The organism is Anaerococcus marasmi (assembly GCF_900290195.1).
Lineage (GTDB): Bacteria > Bacillota > Clostridia > Tissierellales > Peptoniphilaceae > Anaerococcus > Anaerococcus marasmi.
Genome location: NZ_OLMF01000004.1, coordinates 608,427 through 634,797, shown reverse-complemented (window position 1 = coordinate 634,797; position 26,371 = coordinate 608,427). Strand labels below are relative to the sequence as shown.

23 protein-coding genes are annotated in these 26,371 nt (G+C 35.7%); 21 read left to right on the top strand and 2 right to left on the bottom strand.

Going from position 1 to position 26,371, the window contains the following annotated elements; genetic code table 11:
• Positions 1–24: 24 nt before the first annotated feature.
• Positions 25–807, top strand: coding sequence for a bifunctional 5,10-methylenetetrahydrofolate dehydrogenase/5,10-methenyltetrahydrofolate cyclohydrolase (locus C7D97_RS03370; RefSeq protein ID WP_105300721.1), 783 nt, complete (start codon positions 25–27; stop codon positions 805–807).
• A 41-nt stretch (positions 808–848) separates the two neighbouring features.
• Here C7D97_RS03370 and tpx read toward each other — a convergent pair whose 3' ends face one another.
• The gene (gene tpx / locus C7D97_RS03365) at positions 849–1,358 is read right to left on the bottom strand and encodes a thiol peroxidase (protein WP_105300720.1); all 510 of its coding nucleotides are present in this window, start codon (positions 1,356–1,358) and stop codon (positions 849–851) included.
• Between the two features lie 126 nt (positions 1,359–1,484).
• Between tpx and C7D97_RS03360 the strand changes: the two genes are divergently transcribed.
• The 8 genes from C7D97_RS03360 to C7D97_RS03325 all read left to right on the top strand — a co-directional run bounded on the left by C7D97_RS03360 (position 1,485) and on the right by C7D97_RS03325 (position 6,823).
• Positions 1,485–2,141: a 50S ribosomal protein L25 gene (locus C7D97_RS03360; protein WP_105300719.1), complete on the top strand. Its 657-nt coding sequence runs from the start codon at positions 1,485–1,487 to the stop codon at positions 2,139–2,141.
• Positions 2,142–2,230: 89 nt separating this feature from the next.
• Positions 2,231–2,860: a dTMP kinase gene (tmk, locus tag C7D97_RS03355; RefSeq protein WP_105300718.1), complete on the top strand. Its 630-nt coding sequence runs from the start codon at positions 2,231–2,233 to the stop codon at positions 2,858–2,860.
• Positions 2,857–3,186 carry a cyclic-di-AMP receptor gene (locus tag C7D97_RS03350; protein ID WP_105300717.1) on the top strand — a complete coding sequence of 110 codons (330 nt, stop codon included), beginning with the start codon at positions 2,857–2,859 and terminating at the stop codon, positions 3,184–3,186. The genes tmk and C7D97_RS03350 overlap by 4 nt, the downstream gene beginning before the upstream one ends.
• On the top strand, positions 3,183–3,968 hold the full coding sequence (locus C7D97_RS03345; RefSeq protein WP_105300716.1) for a DNA polymerase III subunit delta: 786 nt from the start codon (positions 3,183–3,185) through the stop codon (positions 3,966–3,968). The genes C7D97_RS03350 and C7D97_RS03345 overlap by 4 nt, the downstream gene beginning before the upstream one ends.
• Complete coding sequence (locus C7D97_RS03340) at positions 3,969–4,769, top strand: PSP1 domain-containing protein (protein WP_105300715.1); 801 nt, start codon at positions 3,969–3,971, stop codon at positions 4,767–4,769.
• A 136-nt stretch (positions 4,770–4,905) separates the two neighbouring features.
• Positions 4,906–5,079 (top strand): indolepyruvate ferredoxin oxidoreductase subunit alpha, encoded by a 174-nt coding sequence (locus tag C7D97_RS03335; protein WP_105300714.1) that lies wholly within the window; start codon positions 4,906–4,908, stop codon positions 5,077–5,079.
• 243 nt (positions 5,080–5,322) lie between these two features.
• Positions 5,323–5,847: a GNAT family N-acetyltransferase gene (locus C7D97_RS03330; protein ID WP_476692329.1), complete on the top strand. Its 525-nt coding sequence runs from the start codon at positions 5,323–5,325 to the stop codon at positions 5,845–5,847.
• Between the two features lie 16 nt (positions 5,848–5,863).
• Positions 5,864–6,823, top strand: coding sequence for an aromatic acid exporter family protein (locus tag C7D97_RS03325; protein ID WP_105300712.1), 960 nt, complete (start codon positions 5,864–5,866; stop codon positions 6,821–6,823).
• Between the two features lie 57 nt (positions 6,824–6,880).
• Here C7D97_RS03325 and C7D97_RS03320 read toward each other — a convergent pair whose 3' ends face one another.
• Positions 6,881–7,894 carry a potassium channel family protein gene (locus C7D97_RS03320; protein WP_105300711.1) on the bottom strand — a complete coding sequence of 338 codons (1,014 nt, stop codon included), beginning with the start codon at positions 7,892–7,894 and terminating at the stop codon, positions 6,881–6,883.
• 301 nt (positions 7,895–8,195) lie between these two features.
• On the opposite strand from C7D97_RS03320, the gene C7D97_RS03315 reads away from it, so the two are divergent.
• The 12 genes from C7D97_RS03315 (at position 8,196) to purH (ending at position 26,368) form a co-directional block, all read left to right on the top strand.
• A complete protein-coding gene (locus C7D97_RS03315) occupies positions 8,196–13,181 on the top strand; it encodes a G5 domain-containing protein (RefSeq protein ID WP_105300710.1) in 4,986 nt (1,661 codons plus the stop codon).
• A 196-nt stretch (positions 13,182–13,377) separates the two neighbouring features.
• The gene (locus C7D97_RS03310) at positions 13,378–14,646 is read left to right on the top strand and encodes an ISL3 family transposase (RefSeq protein ID WP_105300709.1); all 1,269 of its coding nucleotides are present in this window, start codon (positions 13,378–13,380) and stop codon (positions 14,644–14,646) included.
• Between the two features lie 168 nt (positions 14,647–14,814).
• Positions 14,815–15,582 carry an NERD domain-containing protein gene (locus C7D97_RS03305; protein ID WP_105300708.1) on the top strand — a complete coding sequence of 256 codons (768 nt, stop codon included), beginning with the start codon at positions 14,815–14,817 and terminating at the stop codon, positions 15,580–15,582.
• A gap of 80 nt (positions 15,583–15,662) precedes the next feature.
• The gene (locus C7D97_RS03300) at positions 15,663–16,178 is read left to right on the top strand and encodes a GNAT family N-acetyltransferase (protein ID WP_105300707.1); all 516 of its coding nucleotides are present in this window, start codon (positions 15,663–15,665) and stop codon (positions 16,176–16,178) included.
• Between the two features lie 220 nt (positions 16,179–16,398).
• Positions 16,399–17,175, top strand: coding sequence for a nucleoside phosphorylase (locus C7D97_RS03290; protein ID WP_105300706.1), 777 nt, complete (start codon positions 16,399–16,401; stop codon positions 17,173–17,175).
• A gap of 389 nt (positions 17,176–17,564) precedes the next feature.
• Positions 17,565–17,876, top strand: a complete 312-nt coding sequence (locus C7D97_RS03285; RefSeq protein WP_105300705.1) for a hypothetical protein — start codon at positions 17,565–17,567, stop codon at positions 17,874–17,876.
• 156 nt (positions 17,877–18,032) lie between these two features.
• Positions 18,033–19,166: a cation diffusion facilitator family transporter gene (locus C7D97_RS03280; RefSeq protein ID WP_105300704.1), complete on the top strand. Its 1,134-nt coding sequence runs from the start codon at positions 18,033–18,035 to the stop codon at positions 19,164–19,166.
• A gap of 201 nt (positions 19,167–19,367) precedes the next feature.
• Entirely contained in the window at positions 19,368–20,663 is a 1,296-nt protein-coding gene (gene thiC / locus C7D97_RS03275) for a phosphomethylpyrimidine synthase ThiC (protein ID WP_105300703.1), read from the top strand.
• 352 nt (positions 20,664–21,015) lie between these two features.
• Positions 21,016–22,671: a formate--tetrahydrofolate ligase gene (locus tag C7D97_RS03270; RefSeq protein ID WP_105300702.1), complete on the top strand. Its 1,656-nt coding sequence runs from the start codon at positions 21,016–21,018 to the stop codon at positions 22,669–22,671.
• A gap of 309 nt (positions 22,672–22,980) precedes the next feature.
• A complete protein-coding gene (gene purF, locus C7D97_RS03265; RefSeq protein ID WP_105300701.1) occupies positions 22,981–24,324 on the top strand; it encodes an amidophosphoribosyltransferase in 1,344 nt (447 codons plus the stop codon).
• Positions 24,321–24,866, top strand: coding sequence for a phosphoribosylglycinamide formyltransferase (gene purN, locus C7D97_RS03260; RefSeq protein WP_105300700.1), 546 nt, complete (start codon positions 24,321–24,323; stop codon positions 24,864–24,866). Before purF ends, purN begins: the two co-directional genes overlap by 4 nt.
• On the top strand, positions 24,863–26,368 hold the full coding sequence (gene purH / locus C7D97_RS03255; RefSeq protein ID WP_105300699.1) for a bifunctional phosphoribosylaminoimidazolecarboxamide formyltransferase/IMP cyclohydrolase: 1,506 nt from the start codon (positions 24,863–24,865) through the stop codon (positions 26,366–26,368). Before purN ends, purH begins: the two co-directional genes overlap by 4 nt.
• Positions 26,369–26,371: the final 3 nt, after the last annotated feature.

Sequence of the window (26,371 nt, the reverse complement as noted above, 5' to 3'; positions counted from 1 at the left end):
TTGGGGTTTTTTTATGGAGGTAAAATGAAAACATTAAATACAGATGGTATTAAAGATACCTTGGTAGATAAACTTACAAGCCATAAGTTTACTAATAAGATTTTGCTCTTATCCAAAAATCCCACTAGTGAAGTCCTACACTATAAGAAGGCAATAATTAAAAGATGTGAAAAGTTTGCTATCGAATATGTGGACTATGAATTTACTACAGAAAAGCCAGAAGAAATCTTAGCATATATCAATTCCTATGATAAGGAAGATGGCTATATAATACTTGCGCCTTTTGGAGATGGGAAAGACTTAGCCCTTCTTAAGGATAATATTGAAATCAAGGATCTTGATGCCTTCACCTACAAAGCCCAAGGTCATGCTATGGAGGGATCTACAGAAAGTCTTCCTCAAACAGCTAGAGCAATAGTAAGATTTCTAGAAGAGAAATACTCTAGCCTTAAGGGTAAGAATATAGCGATTTCAAATAAGACTACAACTATAGGAAAGCCATTAGCAATGAATTTACTAACTAAATATGCGACTGTTACAATCATAACCCGTCATACAGCAAATCAAAAAGATCTTATAAAGAATGCTGATATATTTATTTCAGCTATAGGAAAGGCTAATTTTTATGACAAGACTTATTTTACAGAAGGGATGCTTGTTGTAGATGTAGGTACGACCTATCTAGATGGCAAAATTATAGGCGATGTGGACTATAAGAGCTTGGAGGGTATGGATATAGAAGTTCTCACAAATAAGAGGGGAATAGGAGCTCTTACGACACTTATGCTCTTAGAATCTCTAATTTAAAAATGGATAAGAATCTTTTAACTTAGATTCTTATCCATTCTTTATTTTTCTAAACTTTTGACGATTTCTATTGCTTTTTCATAATCTGGCAAATCAGTATTTTGATCTAAATATTCTGCGTAGGCGATTTTGTTGTCCTTATCAATTACAAAAACTGACCTATTTAAAAGCTTGAGTTCATTGATCAAGGTTGAATATTTCTTTGAGAAGTCATGGTGAATGTAATCTGATACGAATTTATTGTTTGTTATTTCTTTCTCTTCTAAGAATCTCACCTGAGCGAAAGGTAAGTCGTTTGATACAGTGATAAGGGATACGTCATCCGATAGGTTTTCTCTCGCCTTAGTAAACATTGTAGTTTGAATTTCGCAAACTGATGTATCTATAGATGGGATAACTGATATTAGTTTGATCTTACCATCGTCTTCTTTAGACGAATACTCGTTTAGCTCATTATCAATAGCCAAAAAGTCTGGGGCTATATCCCCAACCTTGAGCTTTTCACCATCTACACTCACTTCAACGCTACCGAATTTAATTTTTCTTGACATTGTTACTCCTTTCTATATATTATCTTCATAATTTATATACCCGAATTGTATTGATTGAAACTAAAACATTGTAAATGAAATGTTTATGAGGTATAATTAAGCAGTATGAATATATAAGGAGGCAAAATGGCAGAGTTAGTTTTACAAGCAGAAAAAAGAGAAGCTACTGGTAAAAACAAAGTTAACAAGCTAAGAGCAGCTGAACTAGTACCAGGAGTTGTTTATGCCAAAGATGAAGAAAATATAAATGTTCAAGTAACAGCTAGAGATTTTGAAAAAGTACTTAGACAAGCTGGAACATCAACAATTATAACATTAGATTTTGGTGATGAGAAAAAAGACGTACTTATCAAAGCATATCAAAATCACGCATTCAAAAATCAATTTTTACACGTTGACTTCCAAGCAATTAACCAAAACGAAACTATCAGAGTACAAGTTCCAGTTGTTCTTGTTGGTAGAGATGAAATCAGAGTTGAACCATCAGTACTAGTTCAAAACATCGACGTTGTTGAAGTAGAATGTCTACCAAGATATATCCCTCAAACAGCTGACGTTGAAGTAAGCGATCTACAAATCGGTGATGTTAGAACAATAGCTGATCTTGACATTGCAAAAGTTGACGATATCACAATTCTTGAAGAGGACGACGAAGTTATCTGCTCACTACAAGAACCTAATGAGGAAGAAATTCCAGAAGAAGGCGAAGAAGAAGCAGCTGACGCAAGTGACGTTCCAACAGTTGATGAAACTGAAGAAAGTGAATCAGAAGACGAAGAATAAGATTAAAAAAGGCCACGCGGTCTTTTTTTTTTGCTATCTTTAGGAAAATCTTCTAAGCTAAATTTTCCCTAATATGGTATAATAAAACCATGACAGGAAAACTAATAGTATTTGAAGGTCCTGATGGATCTGGAAAAACAACAGTTATAAATAAAGTAAAGAAGAGACTTAAGAAAGATCAGATAGAATTCTTAGACTTTAGAGAACCAGGCGGAACCAAAATCTCTGAGAAGATTAGAGAAATTATCATAGATAATGACAATGACAAAATGACTAGTAGGTGCGAATGTCTGCTATTTGCCGCAAGCAGGGCCCAACTTATAGAAGAAGAGATTAGGCCAAGCCTTGAAGAAGGAAAGCTTGTCATATGTGATAGGTTTGTCCTAAGTTCCCTCCTCTATCAGGGAGTTGGGAGAGGACTTGGAATAGAAAAGGTAAAGGAAATTAATGACTTTGCAACAGAAAATATAAAGGCAGACCTTACCATATTCTTTGATATCGACTACAAGACAGCTCTAGTAAGAAAAAGAGCGAACTTCTCAGCAGATAGGCTCGAAAGTGAAGACTTCGACTTCCACAAGAAGATATTTGATGCTTATCTAGATATAGCAGAAAGATACAAGGATGATATAAAAAGGGTAGATGCAACAAAATCTATAGAGGAAGTAACTGATCAAGTAATGGATTTAATTTACAAATCTTTGGAGGAGATACTATGAAACTACTTATAGCTATAGTTCAAGATGCAGATGTGAACTTTTTGGTTGATGCATTAACAGATAAGGGATATAGGATTACAAAACTTGCTACAACAGGTGGTTTTCTCAAAAAGGGAAATACAACTCTCTTAATAGGTGTGGAGGAAGAAGACCTAGACGAAGTCCTTTCCATCATAGAGAAAAACTGCAAGAAGAGAGATACAACTACAACTATCATCAACCCAACAGCAGAAAGCTCACTTTTGACAAACACAGTTCCAATAGATATAACTGTCGGCGGGGCTACAATATTTCTAATTGACGTTGATAAATATATTCAACTATGAGCTTTAAAGAAAGCGCGATAGATGTAAATAGTCTATCCAACGCCTATATTTTTGAAGGAAAAAATGAAGAAGCTAACAAGGCCTTTGCCCTTGATTTTGCAAAAGAAGTTTTTAGCTACTATGGCCTAGATTATGATAACAACCCTGACCTTTACCTGATTGACAAAGAAGGTGGAGTAATAGATATAGAAACTATCAGACAGGTCTTAAAGGATATCTATCTTAGACCCTACAACGGTAAGATTAAAATATATATAATCCACAACGCCCAGGACTTAAGGCAAGAAGGGTCTAACGCCATGCTAAAAAGCCTGGAAGAGCTAAAAGATTATGTAAAGATCATCTTTACATGCACCAATAGATACAATCTTTTGGCAACTATTAGGTCAAGATGTCAGATAATTCCAATAAAATCTGAAGAAAATGAACTTGATATAGACATGGACAAGGTCTTTGGAATAATATCTGATATCTATAAGGGTAAGATAGAAACATACTACAAGAATAAGGACTTCTTTGCTAAATATAAGGACGATAGACAAACCATCTATAAGGCCTTACTCAAAGTATACCAGGACCTTATAAGCTACAATTATAAGAAAGATGAGCTAGATTACAATACAAAATATATGCTAAAAAAATTTCCGAAAATTTCAGTAGACGAAATAGAAAAAGCAATATTTTTGATAGAAGATATACAAAATGCTGCAAGAACAAATATTAATTATGATCTAAGCATAGAAAAGATCATATTTAATATATTTAGAGAGGGGAATTTCTGATTGAGAGTCGTAGGAATAAGATTTAGACCAGCGGGTAAGATATATCATTTCGATGCAAATGGAAATGAATTTGAATATAAGGACAAGATAATAGTAGAAACATCCAACGGAGTGGAAATGGCAGAAGTTGCCTTAGTCGATGTTGACGAGTCAGAAGCTAAGGGAAATCTTTCGAAGGTTTTAAGAAAAGCAACCCATGATGACCTATATTACTATGCCAAAAACGAGCAAGACGCCAAAAATGCAATAAGTCTTTGCCAAGAAAAGGCCACAGCCCATGGGCTAAAGATGAAGATAATAGATGCTAAATATACCTTTGACAGAAGCAAAATTACCTTCTACTTCAAGGCTGAAAATAGGGTGGACTTCAGATCTCTTGTTAAAGATCTTGCCTCAATCTATAGAAACAGGATTGAACTTAGACAAATTGGAGTAAGAGATCACGCCAAGATGATAGAACACCTAGGTCCTTGTGGGCAAAAATGCTGTTGTGGAAGATTTCTAAATGACTTCAAACCTCTGTCCATAAAGATGGCCAAAGACCAAGATATAACCCTAGATCCAGGCAAGATTTCTGGTATGTGTGGTAGACTCATGTGCTGTTTATCCTATGAAGAAGAATGCTACAAATGCAGCAAGAAGAAAATGCCAAAAGAAGGTCAAAAAGTAAAAACGGAAGATGGTTATGGTATGGTTCTAAATAACGATTATATTAGAGAAAAATCTAAGGTAAGAGTTAAGCTTACAGGAACTGATGAAGAAATTGAAGAGACTTATTCATGTAAGGAAATGGAATACTAGAAATGATAATTAATATCAATTTGAATAAATTATCATTTTATAATTAAAATCAGAATAAATATAAAAAAATTCTTGACTTTTAATTCCATGTGTTGTATATTATAGACATAAGAAATAAACAAATAGGAGGAAAATTATGGCTTATAGAATAGATGAAAATACATGTATTTCATGTGGATCATGTGAAGGTGAATGTCCAGTAGGAGCTATCTCTCAAGGAGACGCAGCTTACGAAATCGACCCAGACGCATGTATAGACTGTGGTTCTTGTGCAGCAGTATGTCCTGTAGAAGCAATCGACCAAGAATAATCAACTACATAAACAAATGACATACTAAGGCCCTTCGGGGTCTTTTTTTCTGCCGATTTTACACAAAAATGAGATAAGTTAAGAAATTTAAGACTCTAAATTTCATTTAAAAGAAGTTTTTTAAAAAATAATATGATTAGATTTTATTTAGGCTAGTAGAAGTAAAGTGCTATATGAAGTTTAATTGATTATAGTGATTACTTTGATTATCTGTAGACTGAAATAATCTCTCGCAATCGTTAAATAAAAATATACATTATAGCTAGATTTACAATTAGCTTATGGAGTGCTAAAATTAATAGTAAAATAATTGAAATAAAAGATAAGAATGATAAAGAAAAGATAGGAAGATTAGTCCTAGATGATCTTTCTGATTGGTTTGGGATATCCGAAAGTAGAGAGATGTACATACAAGAATCCCTTGATAAGGTATTTTTAGCTGTTTTTGTAGATGATAGTCCAGCAGGCTTTTTAGTAATGAAAGAAACAAGTAAGTATTGTGCTGAGATCTTTGTAATGGGACTTATGAAAAAATACCATAGACTGGGGCTTGGAAGTCTTTTAATCAAAGCCTTTGAAGATTTAGCTAGGTCTTTATCTTTTTCCTATGCTCAGGTTAAGACTGTAAAGAGAGGCATTTACGAAGAATATAATAAGACCAATGACTTCTACAAGGCTATGGGATATAAGGAGTTAGAGTGCTTTCCTAGTTTATGGGATGAGAATAATCCTTGCCAGCTTTATATTAAATACCTAGGTGAAAAATAAATTACAAGGGGACATCATGAACAAAACTATAATTAGCACTACTATAAAAACAGCTCTAGCTGCTAGCCTTTCTCTATCCTTGGCAAGCTTCCTGGGTCTTAACTACGCATCTTCTGCTGGAATCATCACCATACTCGATATATTTGAGACTAGAAAAGCAACTGTCAAAGGAGGGCTTAAAAGGGTGGTTTCGGCAATCCTAGCATTTACTATTGGTGCCATAGTCTTTGAAATATTTTCTTACAAAACTTGGGCTTTTGGTATCTACTTACTCTTATTCGTGCCCTTGTCTTTATTATTAAAAATCGAACTGGGACTTGGCCCATCAAGTGTAACCGTCACCCACTTGCTAAGCTATGGTCAAATTAATCCTTCTATAATAAAAAATGAGCTGGCCCTCGTCCTTATAGGAACAGGCTTTGCCTTCTTGACCAACCTCTACGCACCAGAAAGCCAGGATGAGCTTAAAGAATGGATTTATAATATAGATAGGGACATCAAGGACATTCTAAACTTTTTCGGAAATATCCTAGTCAACCAACTAGACGTAGAAATATATGAAGATAAGATAAGAAAGCTAGAAGCGGATATAGGAAAGGCCATGGACCTTGCAATTGTCGAAAATGATAACAGAATCCATAATAGCAAGGATATCCTAAGAGACTTAAGCCACAGGCAAATAGAGATGGACCTTCTAAAAGAAATGTACGAGGACTTAAAGGAGATTCCAAGGGCCTATGACGAAGGTAAACTAATTTCCGACATAATAATCGATACAGGAGAAAAGCTCGGAGATGCGAACGAAATGATCAAGGTCAAGGAAAGGATAGAATATTTGAATAAGCACTTTAGGATGATAGACCTTCCTCAAACTCACGAAGACTTTGCCATTCGTTCGGCGATTTTTCAAGTTTTTAGAAGCCTTAGTGAATTTATAGATATTAGTATTGACCTAAACAAAATAAATAGGCTTTGATGATATTTATCCTAATTATAAGAAAAACTTAAACAACAAAAGAAGGCAGCATCTAAACTAGCCTTCTTTACTTTCATCTCCTAAGTGTCTTAACTTTTCTACTTGCTCTTCTCTGCCAAGAACTATAAGGACATCGTTGGTCTCAAAGATGTAGTTTCCTGGTGGATTGAAGAGCATTTTCTTATCTTTATTTCTCTTTATGGCAAGGACTATGAGGCCAGTTTTATTAGGAATCTGGGCGGCTATTAGGTCTTTGTTTTCTAGATAAGAGCCTTTCTTTACAATGACTTCCTCAAGGTCCATCTCAATATCTCCGACCTTGGTCACCACATCCAAGAAGGAAATGATGTTTGGCTTAATCATAAGGGATGCTATCCTCTTACCACTGATTTCTATGGCGGACATGGTCTTATTTGCTCCAACTTTCATTAATTTTTGACTACCTGATTTAGAGGTCGAATTGGCTATAATATAGATATCCTTGTTGAGATTTCTAGCAGTTAGGACCGTTACTATATTATCAACTTCTGAAGGAAGGGCTGCTATAAGGCCCTTTGCCTTTGATATGCCTGCCTTTTCGAGGACTTCCTCCTCGGTCGCTTGGCCTTCTATGACCAAAATATTATTATGACTGTAATCATCTAGGTCGGCCCTGTCATCAGTGATTACAAGAAAATCTAAGTTTTCCTTGATGAATTTATCAATAATCACATCGGCAAGCTCTCCCGACCCACATATTATATAATGCTCATCTAGAGCAGAAATCTTCTTATCCATCTTGCTTCCCTTCCATAAATCTACAAGCCTTCCTTCAACGAGCATTGCAACAACCGTGGTAAAGGCGTATCCCACGACACCAACTCCCAGAAAAATCATCAGCACAGAAAAAATTTCTGAATAGGCACTAGTAGTCCCGACCTCGCCGAAACCCACAGTCGATATGGTAATCACTGTCATATATAAGGCATCTACCAGGCTTACCTTAAGCAGGAACATGTATCCAAAGGTACCTAATATCAATAAAAGTGCAAATGCAACAAAAATAAATTTAAGCTTTCTTTTATCATCCATAAGCCCTCCCGTTGTTTTGATTATAGCCTAAATTATAGAAAAATCTATATTAAGTCTTGCCTATATTAGAAGAAGAAAATAAAAAAACTAAAAAGATCGAAAAATATAATTATTATACATATTAGAGCGAATCTAAGTGGGATAATATCTAAGAATCTTTGATTAATATTTAGAATAGAAAATATTTATAAAAAAATGCAATTATTTGATAAAATGGATAGATTATGTAGAAAACATTGGTATAATGTAGGCAGTATAAGAAAACAACATACTAATTATAAAATAGAGAATGGAGATAAGTATGAATAACAAGAAGAATAAATTTGTGATTCCTTTATCCAACGAATCAATCAAGAAAGCCCTCCTTGGAGCTTCAATCATTGTTGGTGGTTTTGGACTAATGGGAAATGCAAACCCTGTTTATGCTGACACGGAGGCTGCGACATCTGAGATAATCGAAAACGATCAGATCGATGAAGCCGCTAAAGCAGTGTCAGAGGAGCTAGAGGTCCAAGACAAGCTCAATGAAGGCAAGAATACTGATATAGAAGAAGAAAAAATCGATGAAGGCCAAGAAGAAGATATAGCATCTGATAGGGAAAATAAAGAGGAAATAAGTACTGAAGCAAGTGAGGATGAGGCAGAAGTTTTTAGTATGCCCAAGCTAAAAGTAGCTGACCTTGCTGAGCCTGTCGCCCTAGCAGCCACTTCTAGTGGTGAGCTTAATTATTCTAAAGATGAAGAAATAATTAAGGACTACAGTGGATCTGAACGTTACAAGGAAACTGACCTCCAACCAGGAGATACAAATCAGGCTTTAGGCAAAACTGATGAGAAGGTAGAAAAAGATGGTTTTAAATTTGAAACAAAAAATCCATCAGCATCATCACCTAGCAAGACTGAATATGGTTACCAAGTCACTATAGATAAGAAGACTGGTCAAAGGACTTATACTAGGGTTTATGTAACGGATTCCGGTCGTGTTCCTGTAGATGCTGGGGATAAGCCAATGATGGGTGAGGGAGATAAGTTGACTTCTGACTCTCCTAATGTAACATACAAGCCAAATGAAAATGGAGAAGTGACTGAAGCTGGACGACAAAAAAACCTAAACTACTATGCCAGCGAAGAAACCCTAAAGCATATTAATAACAAAGATAATCCTTCCACATCCTTTGGTTTTAAGGATAATTACACTCAAGATAATCCAGGAGTTAAGTTTTTTGGAAGTAGCTTTGCTGTAGGCTACAAGGTAAACCCATGGCCAAATGAAAATGACATCCTTAAGGAACTAAAACTTAATACAAAAAACTATGATCCAACCCAAAAATATTTTGTCCAAGGTCAAGATATAGATACAGGTATTAAGGTTGATAATATGGACGAAAATGCCAAAGAGAGACTAGTAGGTCAAGTTTATAATCCTGTAACAGGAGAAATTGTTCCGGGAGCAAGTGCCTATATAGCAGAGGATGGCAACATCCACATCAAATTGCCAGAAGGTGCCCTAACAAAGGATAAAAATGGCAAGACAGTTATAAATGAAAACTCTATCTTTAACCAAGCTGACTACAAGGCGCTCCAAAACCTAGACGTTAAATTCTTTGCTCGTCCAAGAACAGCTGAAGAATTTAGAAAAATTGCTGGAACACCAGATGAATTTGGTGAAACAGGAACTTATGTAGAAACAGGTGCAGGGACTGCCGACATCAACCACAAGGGTACTAATGTTACAATCGACAAGCAAGGTATCGACCGTTATGACCACTACAACCTAATCGGTAATTTTAAGCTAAACCTAGATGACACAAGATATTACGACCAAACCTTCAAGGATGGTAATGGTGATATTACATCAAAGATAACATCATCTGCTGTAAAACCAGGTACTCCATTTAAGGTTGGAATAGTAGAGCCAGAAAATCCAAAAGATACAGATAAGTCTGCAGATGATATGAACGGTGCTGAAAGCAGGGGAGAAGCTTCTGGTAAGCTTATCATGGACTTTATAAATCGTGAAAATGAAGGTAAGGCAGAAGAAGACCAATGGAAGGTTGAATTATCAAAGGGTGATATTTCAAACTTCACCATAACTCCTCCAAAGTCTGCTAAGGCAGGAGACTTTATAGCTATTCCTATAGAGTACACTTATACAAACGGATCAAAAGACGTCCACTGGTTCCACTTTGTAGTACAAGAATCAACCTACATCAGACCAGAGTATGAAACTAAAGTAAACTACCCAATGAACAAACAAACATCACCTGCAGAAGTTCCAGATGATACCAAGAGAATAAAACCAGATCATTATACTCTTCCAGATGACTTAGAAACTGATGAAGCTGGCAATAAGTTAGCGACAGATGATAAGGGAAATAAATGGACTGTATCTGTTGATGAAACTACAGGAGAGGTTACAGCTAAGCCAGTAAACCCAGAAGACTTTGACGGTGGTGAGAAACTTACAGTACCAGTTATAGCCCACTATAAAGATCCTCAAAAACCAAATGAAGATATAACAGAAGATGTTAATGCTTATTTCGTAATTGAAGAAAAAGCAAACATGACCCCACGTTACAATGCCAAGGCAGGTAAAGAAGGAGACGTTCTTTCTTCAGATGTTATCCTAAATGAAGAAGATAGGTACAACAGAAGACCAGGCAAGTTCACCCTAGAATCAGACACCTATACAGACGATAAAGGTAATGTTTGGAATGTATCTATAGATGAAACCACAGGTAAGGTAACTGCAACAGTTCCAAATGCCAAGGATGGCCAGTCAATTGACGGAGCCTTATTAAATGTACCTGTAATAGCTCACTACTATGAAGAAGATGAAAATGGAGACCCGGTTGAAGCTGGAACAAAACAAACAGAAGTCCAATTTGTGGCTTATGGTACAAATGGTTCTATTGAAAAGACTGAAGAAATTCCATTCGAAACTATAGTAGAAAAAGATCCAAATCTTAAAAAAGGTGAAATCAAAGTTATCACCGAAGGTGAAAAAGGATCTAAGAAGGTAACCTACACCATCGAAGATTCTAAAGTAACAAAGACTAATGAAGTGCTTATAAAAGAGGCAACAAACCGTGTAATCCACGTTGGTGAAGGCGTTAATGACGGAACTCACAAGATTGAAGAAAAAGTTGAAATTCCATTTGAAACTGAAATTCAGTTTGACGACAGCTTAGCACCAGGTGAAACTAAAGTAACTCAAGAAGGAGCACCAGGAGAAAAGAAAAGAGATATTAACCTTACAATTGAGGATGGCAAGGTAACAAAGACTGAAGAAGGCGAGTTTACTGAAACTAAAGCTCCTACAAAGAAAATCATCAAGGTAGGTAGAAATACCGAAGGTAAGGTAGAACACAAGGAAGAAATTCCATTTGACTACAAGGTTGAGTATGTAGACGACCTAAAGAAGGGCGAATACAGGATTGCAAAACCTGGTAAGGTTGGAACAAGAACTACAAGTTGGAATATCAAGAACTCTCAAATTGATGGCGAACCAACAGTAACAGAAGAAGCACCTGAAGATGCTCTTATCCAAGTAGGAAAAGGAACAAACGACGGAACTCACGATATAGTTGAAAAGAAAGAATTACCTTTTGAAACTAGATATGAGTATGACGATTCCTTAGAACCAGGCGAAGAAAAAGTTGTGAGTGAAGGTTCACCAGGGGAAGCTGAAAGAACCAACACTATCGTAATCAAAGATGGTAAGGTTATTGAAGTTAAAGAAGGTAAATTCAAGACAACAAAAGATCCTGTTGATAGAGTAATTAAGATTGGTAGAAAACCAAGTGAAGGTGAAATCACAAAGAAAGTCGAAAGAGACATTCCTTTTGATACTAAGGTAATCTATGACGAAAACCTAGAAGCAGGTAGCCAAATCATAGAAAAAGAAGGTAAATTAGGAAAAGAAGAAGTAACTATCACTCAAAAGGTTAAGGACTCTAAGCCAGTTGGCGATCCAACAGAAACAACTGAAACTATCACTGAAAAAGAAGATAGAGTTGTTAGAATTGGTATAAAACCAGTTGTTAAGGAAACTGAACTTGGACACGATACAGAATACAGACACAATCCAGAGCTTAAAGAAGGCGAACAAAAAGTCATCGAAGAAGGTTCTAAGGGATATGTAAAGTATACTACTACATTTAACAAGGAAACTGGTAAGCTTGAAGTTACAGAAGAAAGAGTTGAGCCAACAAACAAGGTTGTTGAGTATGGTTCTAAGACTGATGGCGAATTCACGTTCGAAAGCGAAAAAGCTTACGACATCATCATTAGAGAAAACCCAAATCTAGAGGCTGGAAAGACTAATGTACTTCAAGAGGGAATCGTAGGAAAAACAGAAACTACTGTTAAGATAGAAAATAGTAAGGAAGTAGATAGAACTACTAAGACAATCACAGAAAAACAAGATAAGATTATAGAAATCGGAACAAAGAATGTCTGTGAAATCCCACCAGTAAATCCAAATCCAAATCCAAATCCAAATCCAGAACCAAACCCAGATCCAGATCCAGAACCAAACCCAGATCCAGAACCAAACCCAGATCCAGATCCAGAACCAAACCCAGATCCAGATCCAGAACCAAATCCGGAACCAAAGCCAGATCCAGATCCGGAACCAAATCCAGATCCGGAACCAGATCCAGATCCAGATCCAGATCCGGAACCAAATCCGGAACCAAATCCAGATCCAGATCCGGAACCAAATCCAGATCCAGATCCGGAACCAAATCCGGATCCAAAACCAGATCCAAATCCGGAACCAAATCCAGATCCAGATCCAGATCCGGAACCAAATCCAGATCCAGATCCAGAACCAAACCCAGATCCGGAACCAAATCCAGATCCAGAACCAGGCAAACCAGAAGATCCAAAGGATCCAGACCCAGGTAAGCCAGAAGATCCAAAAGATCCAGAACCAGGCAAGCCAGGTGATGGAGAAAAACCAGAGCCAAACCCAGACCCAGGCAAACCAGAAAAACCTAATGAGCCAGGAAATCCTGAAAAGCCTGAAGATCCAAAACCAGAGAAGCCAGAAAGTCCTGACAAAACAGAGACTCCTGACAAATCTGAAAAACCAAATAAGAAGGACGGGGGAGTAAAAATTGACTTTGTTCCAAAGAAATCTGAGAAAGCTAAAGAAGCACAAAAAGAGAATAAATCAAAGCGTGCTCCAAAAACAGGCGTTAGCGATACAAGTGGTGTACTTCTTACCTTCTTAGGCGCTACATCAGCCCTATTTGCATCAAAGAAAAAGAAGAAAAAATAATAAATAGCTCATTATCAAATCGTATCAGTGAAAGTTAACGCTTTTGCTGGTGCGATTTTTTAGGGTCTATAATAAATCGTGTTTGTAGAAGTAAATGATACTTCTGTCAGTACGATTTTTTTGTAAAAAAAAAGAAGACATATTTAATCATTTACCTTATAATTAAATCACCACAATCAAAAAAAGGAGATTAAATATGTCTAACAACTATTTTATTACAAATTTACTAAATATCAAAGATGAAAATCTTAATTTTTCTGATGGAATACACCACAAAGTTATTAAGGGTGTAACATATACAATTCTAACAGCTAAATTAGAATATTCTGACCAAGTTTGCCCTCATTGTGGCTCTAACCATAATCTAATTAAATACGGCTTTAAATCATCTACTGTAAGATGCTCCAGAGCAGGTGATCATCCTATTTTAATTGACTTGAATAAGCAGAAGATGTTCTGTAAATCGTGCAATAAATATTTCTTACTTGAATCTAATATAGTCGATAAGTATTGTAATATTTCTAATCAGGTTAAAAGACATGTTCTTTCTAGTTTAACAAAAAAGCTATCTATGAAAGATATATCTGCTAATAATTACATATCTACAACTACAGTTGCTAGATTTATGGCTAAGTATGATAATGAATTCAATGTGGACTTTTCTTATCTACCAAAACACCTATCATTTGATGAGTTCAAATCAACCAAATATGCTAAAGGAGCTATGAGCTTCATATATCTAAATTCAGATAATCACAAAGTAATTGATATTGTAGAGAATAGACAGCTATATTCCCTAAATAAATATTTTTTATGCTACCCTAGGTATGTTAGAGATAAGGTCAAGACCATATGCATTGATATGTACAGTCCCTATATATCACTCATTAAAGAACTGTTTGTTAATGCAGAAATTATCATTGATAGGTTCCATATCGTAAAACTATTTACAAACTCTTTTAACCATACAAGGATTGACACGATGAAGGAATATTCTACAAGCAATATTAAATACAAAAGACTTAAAAAATATTGGAAACATTTCTTAAAACCATACAAACTCCTTGATTCTATTCATTTTTTTAAGCGTATTCATTTTCCTGGTAAGTTTGTTTCTGATGAGGATATTGTCGATATTAGTCTTGATGTTGATAAGGCTTTAAAGAATACTTATGACTGTTACCAATGCTTAAGAGAGGATATTGAGAAGAAGGATTTTGAATTATTTAAATTTCATTTAAATTACTTCAAGGATAAAGTTAGTGATAGGATGAGAACATCAATAGATACTTGTTATTATTACCTAGATTTTATCAAGAACTCATTTATTTATGATTATTCTAATGGACCTATTGAGGGGATTAACAACTTCATAAAAGTATTAAAGAGGATAGCTTTTGGCTACAGGAATTTTGCTGATTTTAGAACAAGAATATTTATCACAAGAAATTTATTAGCTAGTTAAAAATTCAGGGATAGAAATTTCTATCCCTGATTAAAAATTCGGTTGATTTTTATTTACCAACACGATTTGACAAAGAGCCTTTTTTTATATTATAAATTGTTAAATAGAATTTCCTAGAAGAAAGTAATTTGTGATATAATTATTATAATCAAAAATAAGGAGGATCATATGGACTGGGAAAGAGTAATCGAATTTTTTCTTGTGGTTATTTTGGCCCTTACTTTATTTAGGGCTAAGTTTAAGGGAGATATAGGGGAACTTGCAGTAGCTTATATGCTAAAGGGCTTAGATAAGGAAAAATATAGGATTATCCACGATATTAAGCTTAATAATATGGGAGGAAGTACTAGCTCAACCCAGATAGACCATATAGTTATTTCGACTTTTGGAATATTTGTCATAGAGACCAAGGCCTACAAGGGTAAGATTTACGGCAAGGAGAAGTCTCGCACCTGGACTCAATACTTATCCAATCAGAAAAATAATTTTATGAATCCAATTTTCCAAAACTACGCCCATATAAGAGCAATCGAAGATATCCTAAACGATACATACCCTGAGATGACCTATCATTCGATAATCGCCTTTTCTGGAGAGGCCAATATTGACTCAATCGAAGTGACTAAGGCTAAGGTCTGCAAAATAAGATATGTAAGTGAGGCAATCAAAGATCTTTCGAGAGAAGAAGTCATTGGCAAAGAAGATATAGGAAAGATAACAGAAATCCTAGAGAAGAACAAATCCAACCAGACCGACTTCGCCCATACTAGGGAGATTAAGAAAGTCAAAAAGGAAAGTGAAGAAAAGATTAAAGCAAACATCTGCCCAAAATGCGGCGGAAATCTCGTTGAAAGAGAAGGAAAATATGGGAAATTCATAGGATGCTCTAACTTTCCTAAGTGTAGGTTTGTGGTAAGTAAGAATAAAAAATCGTGAATATATGACCTATGTAAATAGTGTAACATTCATAGTCAGGGTAAATCACATAAATTATCAAATTAAATAAAGGATAGATTATGAAAATAGAATCAATAGAAAGTCCAAGGCTTATTATCAGAAGTTTTTTGAAAGAAGACGCCTATTGGGCTTATCAAATATGGAATGATCCCGAGATGGGCGAGTACCTCCCAGATGAAGCTAAGGGAGATGTAGATATGGAATATATAAAAGAGCTTGAAGAATTAGAAAATGATCCGGATTGCGCCTACCTTATCCCAATATCTAAAGAAAGTAAAAAAAGAGTAGGCACTTGTAGTTTTCTTTTAGCAGATGGGGGAGATACATACGATATTGCTTATTGTGTCCACAAGTCCCTATGGAATAAGGGTTATGCTACAGAAATTGCCCAGGCTCTTATATCATACGCCAGGGAAAAAGGAGCTAGAAAAGTAAGTATTATTGTTAATCAAGATAATATGGCATCAAGACGTGTTGCAGAAAAATGTGCTGGAAAGATTGTAAGTGAAGATACCTTCATAAAAAAAGGAAGTAGAGAAGTAAAAAAGACCTATAGATACGAGATTAAGCTATGAGATACATGAAGAAAGCGATAAAGATAGTATGAATTTAGCTAAATTGGCTAAGGATATTTGAGATAGCGATGACCTCATAGAATTGGAAAAGATTATAGATATGATTATTTTGGAGAAACTGATTTTTCTCCTGTAGGATATTTAGAAGGAAGATTTGTAAAAGAAGCCTTCCGTAAGAGAGCTTACGGGAAAAATACTAAGAAAATATAAGAGGTTTCATATGACTTTATTTAAAAATGAATTTCCTATTTTAGAATTTGATGATAGGAAGGATGCAGTTATAAACCCTAATCATGAAGACCTTGACCTAAAGCTTCCTAGAAAATGTGTCTACGCCTTTCTATCTAATCATATAGATGAGTATGCAGCAAATAATAAGGCTATCAAGGTTTCTGAGTTTGTATCAGCTACCAAGGTCTATCCAGTCTATGTAATAGACTATAAGGGAGAGGAAGTAGCTTTTGCCCAGGCTCCTGTTGGTTCAGCGGCGGCCGCCCAATTTATGGATTGGCTTATATCCTATGGGGTAAGGGAGATTATATCTGCTGGAAGCTGCGGATCCCTAATCGATATAGATGAGGGAGTCTTTTTTATTCCAACAAGGGCCCTGAGAGATGAGGGAGCAAGCTATCATTATAAGGCTGGCTCTAGATTTATAGATGTAGACAAGAGGGCGATTTCTTCTATAAGATCAGCTTTGTTTGAAAGAGGGATTTCATATGTAGAAACTACAACTTGGACTACAGATGGATTTTACAGAGAGACTAAAGATTTTGTCAAATATAGGATAGAAGAAGGATGCCAAGTTGTCGAGATGGAATGTGCCTCCCTTGCTGCTGTAGCAAGTTTTAGGGATGTGATTTGGGGCGAGATTCTTTTTACTGCAGATACCCTATCTGACCCCCATAATTACGATCAGAGAAACTGGGCCGAGGATTCTTTCGCCTTTGCCCTAGAGCTTTGTTTGGATTCTGTGATTAATATTGGGAAGAAATAAAAATTATTGTAAAATAATGACCAAAGCGGATGATTTATCCATATATCTAAAAACATAGTAGCTATTTATAGTTTTCTGATAAAAGATTATAAAAACCCACTATATTTCTCATTTCATCCTCAAGGACCTATAAAATATGGGATATTCTATAGAGATTGACCTTATCTTATATTATATGTAAGAAAAAAGCTGGTAAAGTAAATTTTATGATAAATCAAAAAAACATAGGTTCTAGGCATTTTGTAAATGTGTTTTTCGATTTTGTAATTTTATAAGTAGTTTTATTTTTAACTAGAAATGGCTCTAGTAAAAAGTATTATCATTATTAGAAGCTATTACATTAAGCCATCTAAATAACTTAATTAATATTTTCTATTAAGGAGTTATACATGAAATTAGAAGATTTTACACAAAAAGAACAAGAAGAAATAAATAAAGGTTTATCAAGTGGAGAAGTTAGTGATAAGGAAGCAGGTGATAAGATTTTAGCCTTAGTACCAGATGGATGGATTAAGAAGATACCTTTTTTTGTAAGGAAACATTCGACAACTAAGACAATTGAAAGAATCGCAAATGACTATCCAGATCTGTATGCAGTTGCTAAAAAGCCGGGTAAACTTCCTGAAAAAGAAGGTGAAGAGCTAAGGAAAATCATTACGGATATATTTACTGAGAAAATGAAAAAGCATGGTATAAAATAGTTGTCGAGGCAAATACATAATTGATGGTATTTGCCTTATATTTTAGATAGATATAATTTTTATCAAGGTTTTATTAAGGAATTACATAAATAGTAGATAGATTAATATAATTATTAAGTACATACACTAAGATAGTATATATAATTGGGAGGAAATATGAATCATGATAATTCTGATGTAATATTATTTGCGGAAAACAGAGGAAAAACCATAGTTAAAACTAGCGTAATAGGAATACTTACAAATGTAGTGCTTGCAGCCTTTAAGGCAGTTTTAGCTTTGTTTGTAAATTCGATTGCTCTACTATTAGATTCAGTAAATAATTTATCAGATGCTCTATCATCTGTAGTTACGATTATTGGCGAGAAATTTGCAAACAAGGACCCTGATAAAAAACACCCAATGGGTTATGGGCGAATTGAATATTTATCTTCTATGATAATTGCGGGTTTAGTGCTATATGCAGGTATTACATCATTAGTTGAATCGATAAAAAAGATAATTAATCCGAGTGAAGCTTCATACACGACAGTATCTATTGTAGTAATTGGGGTAGCTGTAGTTATTAAATTTATTCTAGGAAGATATGTTAAAAGGCAAGGAGAGAAGGTAAATTCAACAGCTTTAATAGCCTCAGGAGCCGATTCTCTTTTTGATTCGATTCTTTCCTTATCTGTTTTTTTATCAGCATTAGTATTTATGAAATGGGGCATATCCTTAGAAGCCTATGTCGGCGCTGTGATTTCTATCATCATGATTAAGGCAGGAATAGAAATGATGATAACTACAGTAGATGATTTGATAGGGCATAGGGCTGATAAAGATATCACTAGTAAGGTCAAAGAGGTATTGAGCACAGAAGAGGATGTCTTAGGTGTGTATGATCTTGCCCTTTTTAATTACGGACCTAATAAATATTATGCCTCAGCCCATGTGGAGCTTAAGGATACTATGAATGTGAGAGAAGTAGATAAGATAACTCGAAGCTTACAATACAAGTTGTATAAAGAAACAGGGATTATTCTTATAGCTCTTGGAGTTTATTCTTTCAATACTGAAAATGAAAAAGCAAATAGAATTAGGGAGAATGTTGAGAAAACTGTAATGAGCCATGATTGGGCCTTACAAGTGCATGGGTTTTATTTAGATACAGAAAAAAAGATTCTAAGATTTGATGTTGTATTAAGTTTTGAAGTAGATAGAAAAGAGAGTTTAGATAATATAAAAGCAGAAATCGAGTCACTATATCCAGACTACCAAGTACAAATTGTTCCGGATTTGGACCTCTGAGATAGCTTTAAGGAGATTATGTAAGTTATTAATTTTACTTAATCTCTTTTTTCTATTATAATAGTAGATGTAAATTAATGATCTATGGGAGCTATATGCTGAGAGGAAGTTTTGACTTCGACCATCTTACCGGTCAGGATAATGCCTGCGAGGGATGAAGCATTTTTTCTCCTATAAATTTTTAGGAGGTTTTTTTAATTTATGAAGTATAAGACACAGATGGAAGCTGCAAAGAATGGTTTTGTAACTGAAGAGATGAAGATAGTAGCCGAAAAGGAAAACGTTAGTTGTGAGTTTCTTCTAGAGAAAATCGCCAAGGGCGAGATCGTTATTCCTAGAAATAAAAATCATAATTCAATATCTCCAGAAGGTATTGGAGAAGGCCTTAGGACTAAGATTAATGTGAACTTGGGCATCTCTAAGGACATCAATGACCTTGATCTTGAGATGCAAAAGGTAGATATGGCCCTTGATATGGGAGCTGAATCTATAATGGACCTTTCAAACTACGGAAAGACTCAAGAGTTTAGGAAAAGACTTATAGAAAAATCTACAGCAATGATTGGAACTGTACCAATGTATGATGCGGTAGGATTTTTAGATAAGGGTCTAAGCTTTATCAAGGCCCAAGAGTTCCTAGACGTTGTAAAAAACCATGCGGAAAACGGCGTAGACTTTGTAACAATCCATTGTGGAATTAATAGAGCAAATGCTGAGATCTTTATGAGAAATAGAAGGGTTAACGAGATTGTTTCTCGTGGAGGATCTTTGTTATTTGGATGGATGATGATGAATGATGCCGAAAATCCTTTCTATGAATACTATGACGAGCTTTTGGATATTTTAAGAGAATATGACGTAACCTTATCACTGGGAGATTCACTAAGACCAGGTGGAATCCACGATGCGACAGACCCTGCCCAAATAGCTGAGCTAATCACCCTCGGTGAGCTTACCAAAAGAGCCTGGGAGAAGGACGTTCAAGTAATAATCGAAGGACCAGGACACGTTCCAATAAATGACATAGAAATGAATATGAAGCTTGAAAAGAAACTCTGTCACAATGCACCATTTTATGTATTAGGACCTTTGGTTTGTGATGTGGCTCCAGGTTATGATCATATTACAAGTGCTATTGGTGGAGCAATCGCAGCAAGTCATGGGGCAGACTTCTTATGTTATGTAACACCAGCAGAGCATTTGAGACTACCTGATGTAGAAGATGTGCGTGAGGGAATAGTTGCAGCTAAAATCGCAGCCCACGCTGGAGATATTGCTAAACTAAAAGACGCTAGAAAATGGGATCTAGAAATGAGTAAGAGAAGACAAAAACTCGATTGGGAAGGCATGTTCGAACTTGCCATAGATCCAGAAAAATGCAGGGCTTATAGGGCATCTTCAGCTCCAGAAGAGGAAGATACTTGCACTATGTGTGGGTCAATGTGTTCTGCAAGAAATATGAATCTTATCCTTGAAGGTAAGGATATTAAGTTATAAGAATTGCTTCAATAATTGAAAAGTAGATAATAAGATAAATAGCTTAGGGGAGCTAGGAAATATTAACCTATATGAATTTGAGATATATTTCTCAAATAGGCTGGTAAGATTTAAAGCCCCTAGCTTTAAGGGGTGTACGATAAATCATCTTAGCAGAAGTATAATTTATTTCTAGGAAGACTGATTTATTGTATGCCCTATTTTTCTCAAAACTTATAATTAATTTCAATAATTATATAAAAAAAGAAATTAAAATCACTTAAAAATTTATAATTGAATGGTATATTCATGGTGGAAGGATGATTCTAAGTAATAATTTCATAAGTATTTGTGAGTGCGAAAGGAAGTAATGATGAAGACTGATATTGAAATAGCGAAGGAAGTTCAATTAAAAGATATTGATGAAATCTGTAAGGATTTAGGAATTGAGGATTACGAGAAATACGGAAAATATAAGGCTAAACTGCCGTTAGCTTATGCAAACAATATGAAAAAAGACTCTAAGCTAATCCTTGTTACTGCGACAAATCCAACACCAAGTGGAGAAGGAAAAACCACCCTAAACATAGGTCTATCTATGGCCTTAAATAAGATTGGCAAAAAGGCAATATCTGTCCTAAGAGAGCCATCTATGGGACCTTCCTTCGGAAGAAAAGGCGGAGCTGCTGGTGGAGGTTACAGTCAAGTACTTCCAATGGATGAGATCAATCTACATTTTACAGGAGACTTCCACGCTATAACTAGTGCGGTAAATCTTGTCGCTGCGATTTTGGACAATCATATCTACCAAGGGAATGAGAAAAGAATAGATCCAAAAAGAATTGTCTGGAGAAGATGTGTCGATCTAAACGATAGGGCCCTAAGAAATGTTGTGATAGGACTTGGAAACAAGACAGATGGTGTAAGTCGTGAGGATAAGTTTGATATAACAGTTGCTACAGAGATGATGGCAGTTTTATGCCTTGCTACAAGCATCGAAGATTTCAGAGAAAAAGTAAGCAAGATGATCGTAGCCTACGACTATGACAATAATCCTGTAACAGTCGATGATATCAAGGCTACAGGCTCTGTCGCTGTAGTTATGAAGGAAGCTCTTAAGCCAAACCTAGTCCAAACTATAGAGCATACTCCTGCAATAATCCACGGAGGACCTTTCGCAAATATAGCCCACGGTTGTAACTCTCTTCTTGCGACAAAGACTGGTCTTGGCATAGCTGATTATGTAGTGACTGAAGCAGGTTTCGGGGCAGATCTTGGTGCTGAGAAGTTTAATGATATCAAGTGCAGGCTAGGAGGACTTACACCATCAGCAACCGTAATAGTAACATCAATAAGAAGCTTAAAATATCATGCTGGAATGAATATTGAGAATTTGAAAGAAGAAGATTTAGAAAAGCTAGAAGTAGGCTTTAAGAATATCAAGATCCATATAGAAAATATGAGAAAATTCGGTAAAAATATTATTGTAGCTATCAATAAATTCGATACTGATACCGATAGAGAAATAGAACTTGTAAAGAAAATGACAGAAGAGCTTAAAGTTAAGGCAGTTGAGACAAGTGTCTTTACCGATGGGGGAGCTGGCGGTGAAGAGCTTGCAAGAGACCTAGTTGAGCTTTGTGAAAATGACAATGACTTTAACTACCTATATGACCTTGACCAAGGTGTAAAGGAAAAAATAGAGACTATAGCCAAGGAAATCTATAGGGCTAAGGGAGTAGTTTATAGCAAAAAGTGCGAAAAGGATATCAAAAAAATTGAAGACCTAGGATATCAAAACTTACCAATTTGTATAGCAAAAACACCTTATTCCTTATCAGATGATGGAAATATCAATATCACAGAAGACGACTATGATATAACAATTAGAGAAGTCAGGATCAATGCAGGAGCAGGATTTTTGGTAGCCTATACTGGAAATATTTTGACCATGCCAGGACTTCCAAAGGCTGCTAATGCATATAAAATTGATTTAGATGAAAATAATGAGATAGTTGGATTATTCTAATTGTTTACCTTTTCATGAGAATAAAGGCTAGAAATTTCAGAAATAAAACTTAAAAAAACTTGCAAAATTTGTTAAATTATTTATAATAGAGATATACAAAAATTTAGGGAAGATGGAGGGTGCTATGAAAAACAAATGTCTAACAAACAAAACATTTACTATAAGATCTATTGGCATGATTAACTCTATCTTTGCCTGCATCAAAAAGTTGAGATTTACAATTGGATTTCTTTGCCCTGCACTAAGAGGACCCTGTTTAGGGTTCTCTTTTTATGTGTGTAGATAAGTGATATAGGAGAAGATAGACGAATGAGCGGTGTAGTAGGGATAAAAACTAAAGTAGGAAAAACACAAAAATTATTTTATTCATTAAGCTCGATCCAGCATAGGGGCCAGGATGCTTCTGGAATTATCTTATCAACTGGAGAAAACTTAAGAAGAATAAGAGGTCTAGGTCTTGTTAACGAAATTTTTGCTGATGAGAATCTTAAAGATAGCGAGGGCGAATACGGTCTAGGCCATGTGAGAAGTGCTCCAGAGGGATGTAACCAAGACTATAATGTCGAACCCTTGGTAAGCTTTGCTAAAGGAAACGAATTTTCCTTAGCTCATGATGGAAATTTGGTAAATTATAAAACATTAAAGAAAAAAGAAGAAGAAATGGGCATGGCCTTTCATACATATACAGATAGCGAGCTGATCCTCCTTCTGATTACTAGATACTTTGAGGGCGATATAGTAAAGGCTATAAGACGCGCTATGAAGGATTTAAGGGGAGCTTATTCATGTGTGCTTTGTATGCCAGATAAGATCGTAGGCTTCAGAGACTACAATGGGATAAGGCCCTTGATGATAGGATTTGATGAGGAGACTACGATTATAGCGAGTGAGAATTGTTCTATAGAAATTCTTGATATTGAAAATTATAGGGACATAGAAGCAGGTGAGATTGTAGTTTGCGATAAGGACGGGATAAAGTCCTACAAGGAAGAAAGTAAGGTAGATTGCAAGCATTGTATCTTCGAATATATCTACACGGCAAGGCCTGACGCCAACATCGAAGGAACTAATGCCTACATGTTTAGGAGAAGGAGTGGGGAGAAGCTTTACGACCAGGCTCCGGTAGAGGCAGATCTAGTCTGTCCCGTGCCAGATTCTGGCACACCTTCAGCTATAGGCTTTGCCCAAAGATCTGGGATTCCCTTTGCGGCAGGTCTTGTAAGAAATAGATATATGGGAAGGACCTTCATAAAATCAGACCAAAAGGAAAGGGAACTTTCTGTAAGGCTTAAGCTAAATCCACAAAAGTCAGTCCTTAACGGTAAAAGAATTGTTTTGGTAGATGATTCTATAGTAAGGGGCACTACAAGTGCTAAGCTTATACAAAGGATAAGAAAAGCTGGGGCTAGAGAAGTTCACCTAAGAGTTACCTCGCCTCCAGTTACAAATCCTTGTTATTACGGGGTGGACACACCAGATAAGAGCAAGCTAATAGCAGCAAATCTATCTGTAGAGGAAATAAATAAGAAGATAGGAGCTGACAGTTTGGAATTTCTAAGTATTGACAATTTGATGGATCTTACAGATAATCCTTGTGATTATTGTAAGGCATGTTTTACAGGTGACTATCCTATTAGAAAGGATGAGAAATGAGGCTTGCAGTATTTATTTCAGGAACGGGATCTAACTTAAAGGCTCTTATAGATGCGGAAAAGGAAAATTATTTCGATAGCCAGATTAAATTAGTAGTCTCAAACAAAGATGCAAAGGGCCTTGACTATGCTAGGGAAGAAAATATTGCCTATCTAATAAGCAAGGACGAAGGAGAAATCCTAGAAAAACTTAGGGATAAAAAAATAGACCTCATAGTTCTTGCAGGATATTTACCAAAAGTTACTAAGAAGATTATAGATAAATACAAAATAATCAACATCCACCCATCACTATTACCCAAATATGGAGGTAAGGGATTTTATGGAATGAATGTCCACAAGGCAGTATTTGAAAACAAGGAAAAGATAAGTGGAGTAAGTGTTCATTATGTAAATGAAAACTTAGATGATGGAGATATTATTCTTCAAAGACAAGTTGACATAAGTAAGTGCGAAAGCGCAGAAGAAATTGCAAAGAAGGTCCTAGAAGTAGAGCATAAGAGCTTGAAAGAAGTAATCAAACATTTGGAGGAATTAAATTGAGAGCTTTACTATCAGTTACTGACAAGACAGGTATAGAAAAATTAGCAAAAGAGCTTAGCGAATTAGGTGTAAGTCTTATATCAACAGGTGGCACATACGAAAAGATTAAGGGTAGTGGGGTAGATGTATCTGAAATTGAAGATATAACAAACTTTCCAGAAATCCTAGAAGGAAGAGTGAAGACCCTATCTCCTTACGTTCATGGAGGAATTCTTTACAAGAGGGATGAGGCTAGTCATGTTTCAACTGTAGAAGAATTAGGGATAAAGGCAATTGATATAGTTGTTGTGAATTTATACGAATTCCAAAAGGCCCTTGATAAGGGAAATCCAGAAGAGATAATCGAAAATATCGACATCGGTGGCCCATCCATGGTTAGATCTGCTGCCAAAAACCATAAAGATGTCTTAATTGTAACAGATCCAAGTGATTATGATGAGTTAATCGAAAGACTTAAAAACGACGATATAGACCTAGCCTATAGGCAAAGACTAGCTATGAAGGCCTTTAACCTCACAGCCTTCTATGATTCAGTTATAGCGAGATATTTTACAAAACTTACTGGAGAAGAATCTAAATATAAGACCTACGGTTTTGAGAAAGAATCAGACCTCCGTTATGGGGAAAATCCAGGACAAGAGGCAAGTTTATACAATGATCCATTTGTCACAGGACTAATGGAAGATATAGAAGTAATTCACGGCAAGGAAATGAGCTACAACAACTACAACGACCTAAACCCAGCCCTAGAGCTTGCCCAAGAGCTAGGAGAAAATGCAGTAGTTGCCCTTAAACACCAATCACCATGCGGGGTCGCCGTTGGATGTGATGTCTATGATTCATACATCAAGGCCTTCGAGTGCGATAGCCAATCAATATTTGGAGGAATCCTTGCAGTAAATGGAGTAGTTGATGAGAAAGCAGCTTCAAAAATGCATGAAATATTCCTAGAAATAATAGCAGCTAAGGACTTTACTAAAGAAGCTCTAGAAATTCTTACAAAGAAGAAAAATGTAAGGCTCGTCAAAGTCAATTTTGCTAATGAGAGTGTAAGAGAAGAGATAAGATATCTCAACGGGAAAGTCCTAATACAAGGAAAAGATTTCGGCAAGGACGAAGTAAATATAGTAACTGACAAAAAGCCAAGTGAAGAAGAAATCAAAGACCTCTTATTTGCCCAAAAGGTAGTAAAATATGTCAAATCAAATGCCATTGTAGTAGCCAAGGGAATGAAGACCCTAGGTTGCGGGGCAGGTCAACAATCAAGGGTTTGGGCGCTTGAATCTATCAAAGATCACTTTAAGGATAGGGACTTTGAGGGAGCAGTCCTTGGATCAGATGCCTTCTTCCCATTTTCAGATACAGTAGAACTTGCTCACGATATGGGAATTAGCTCAATCATCCAACCAGGTGGATCAATAAGAGATAAAGACTCAATCGATAAATGTAATGAATATGGTATGAGCATGGTATTTAGCAAATCACGTCACTTCAAACATTAAGGA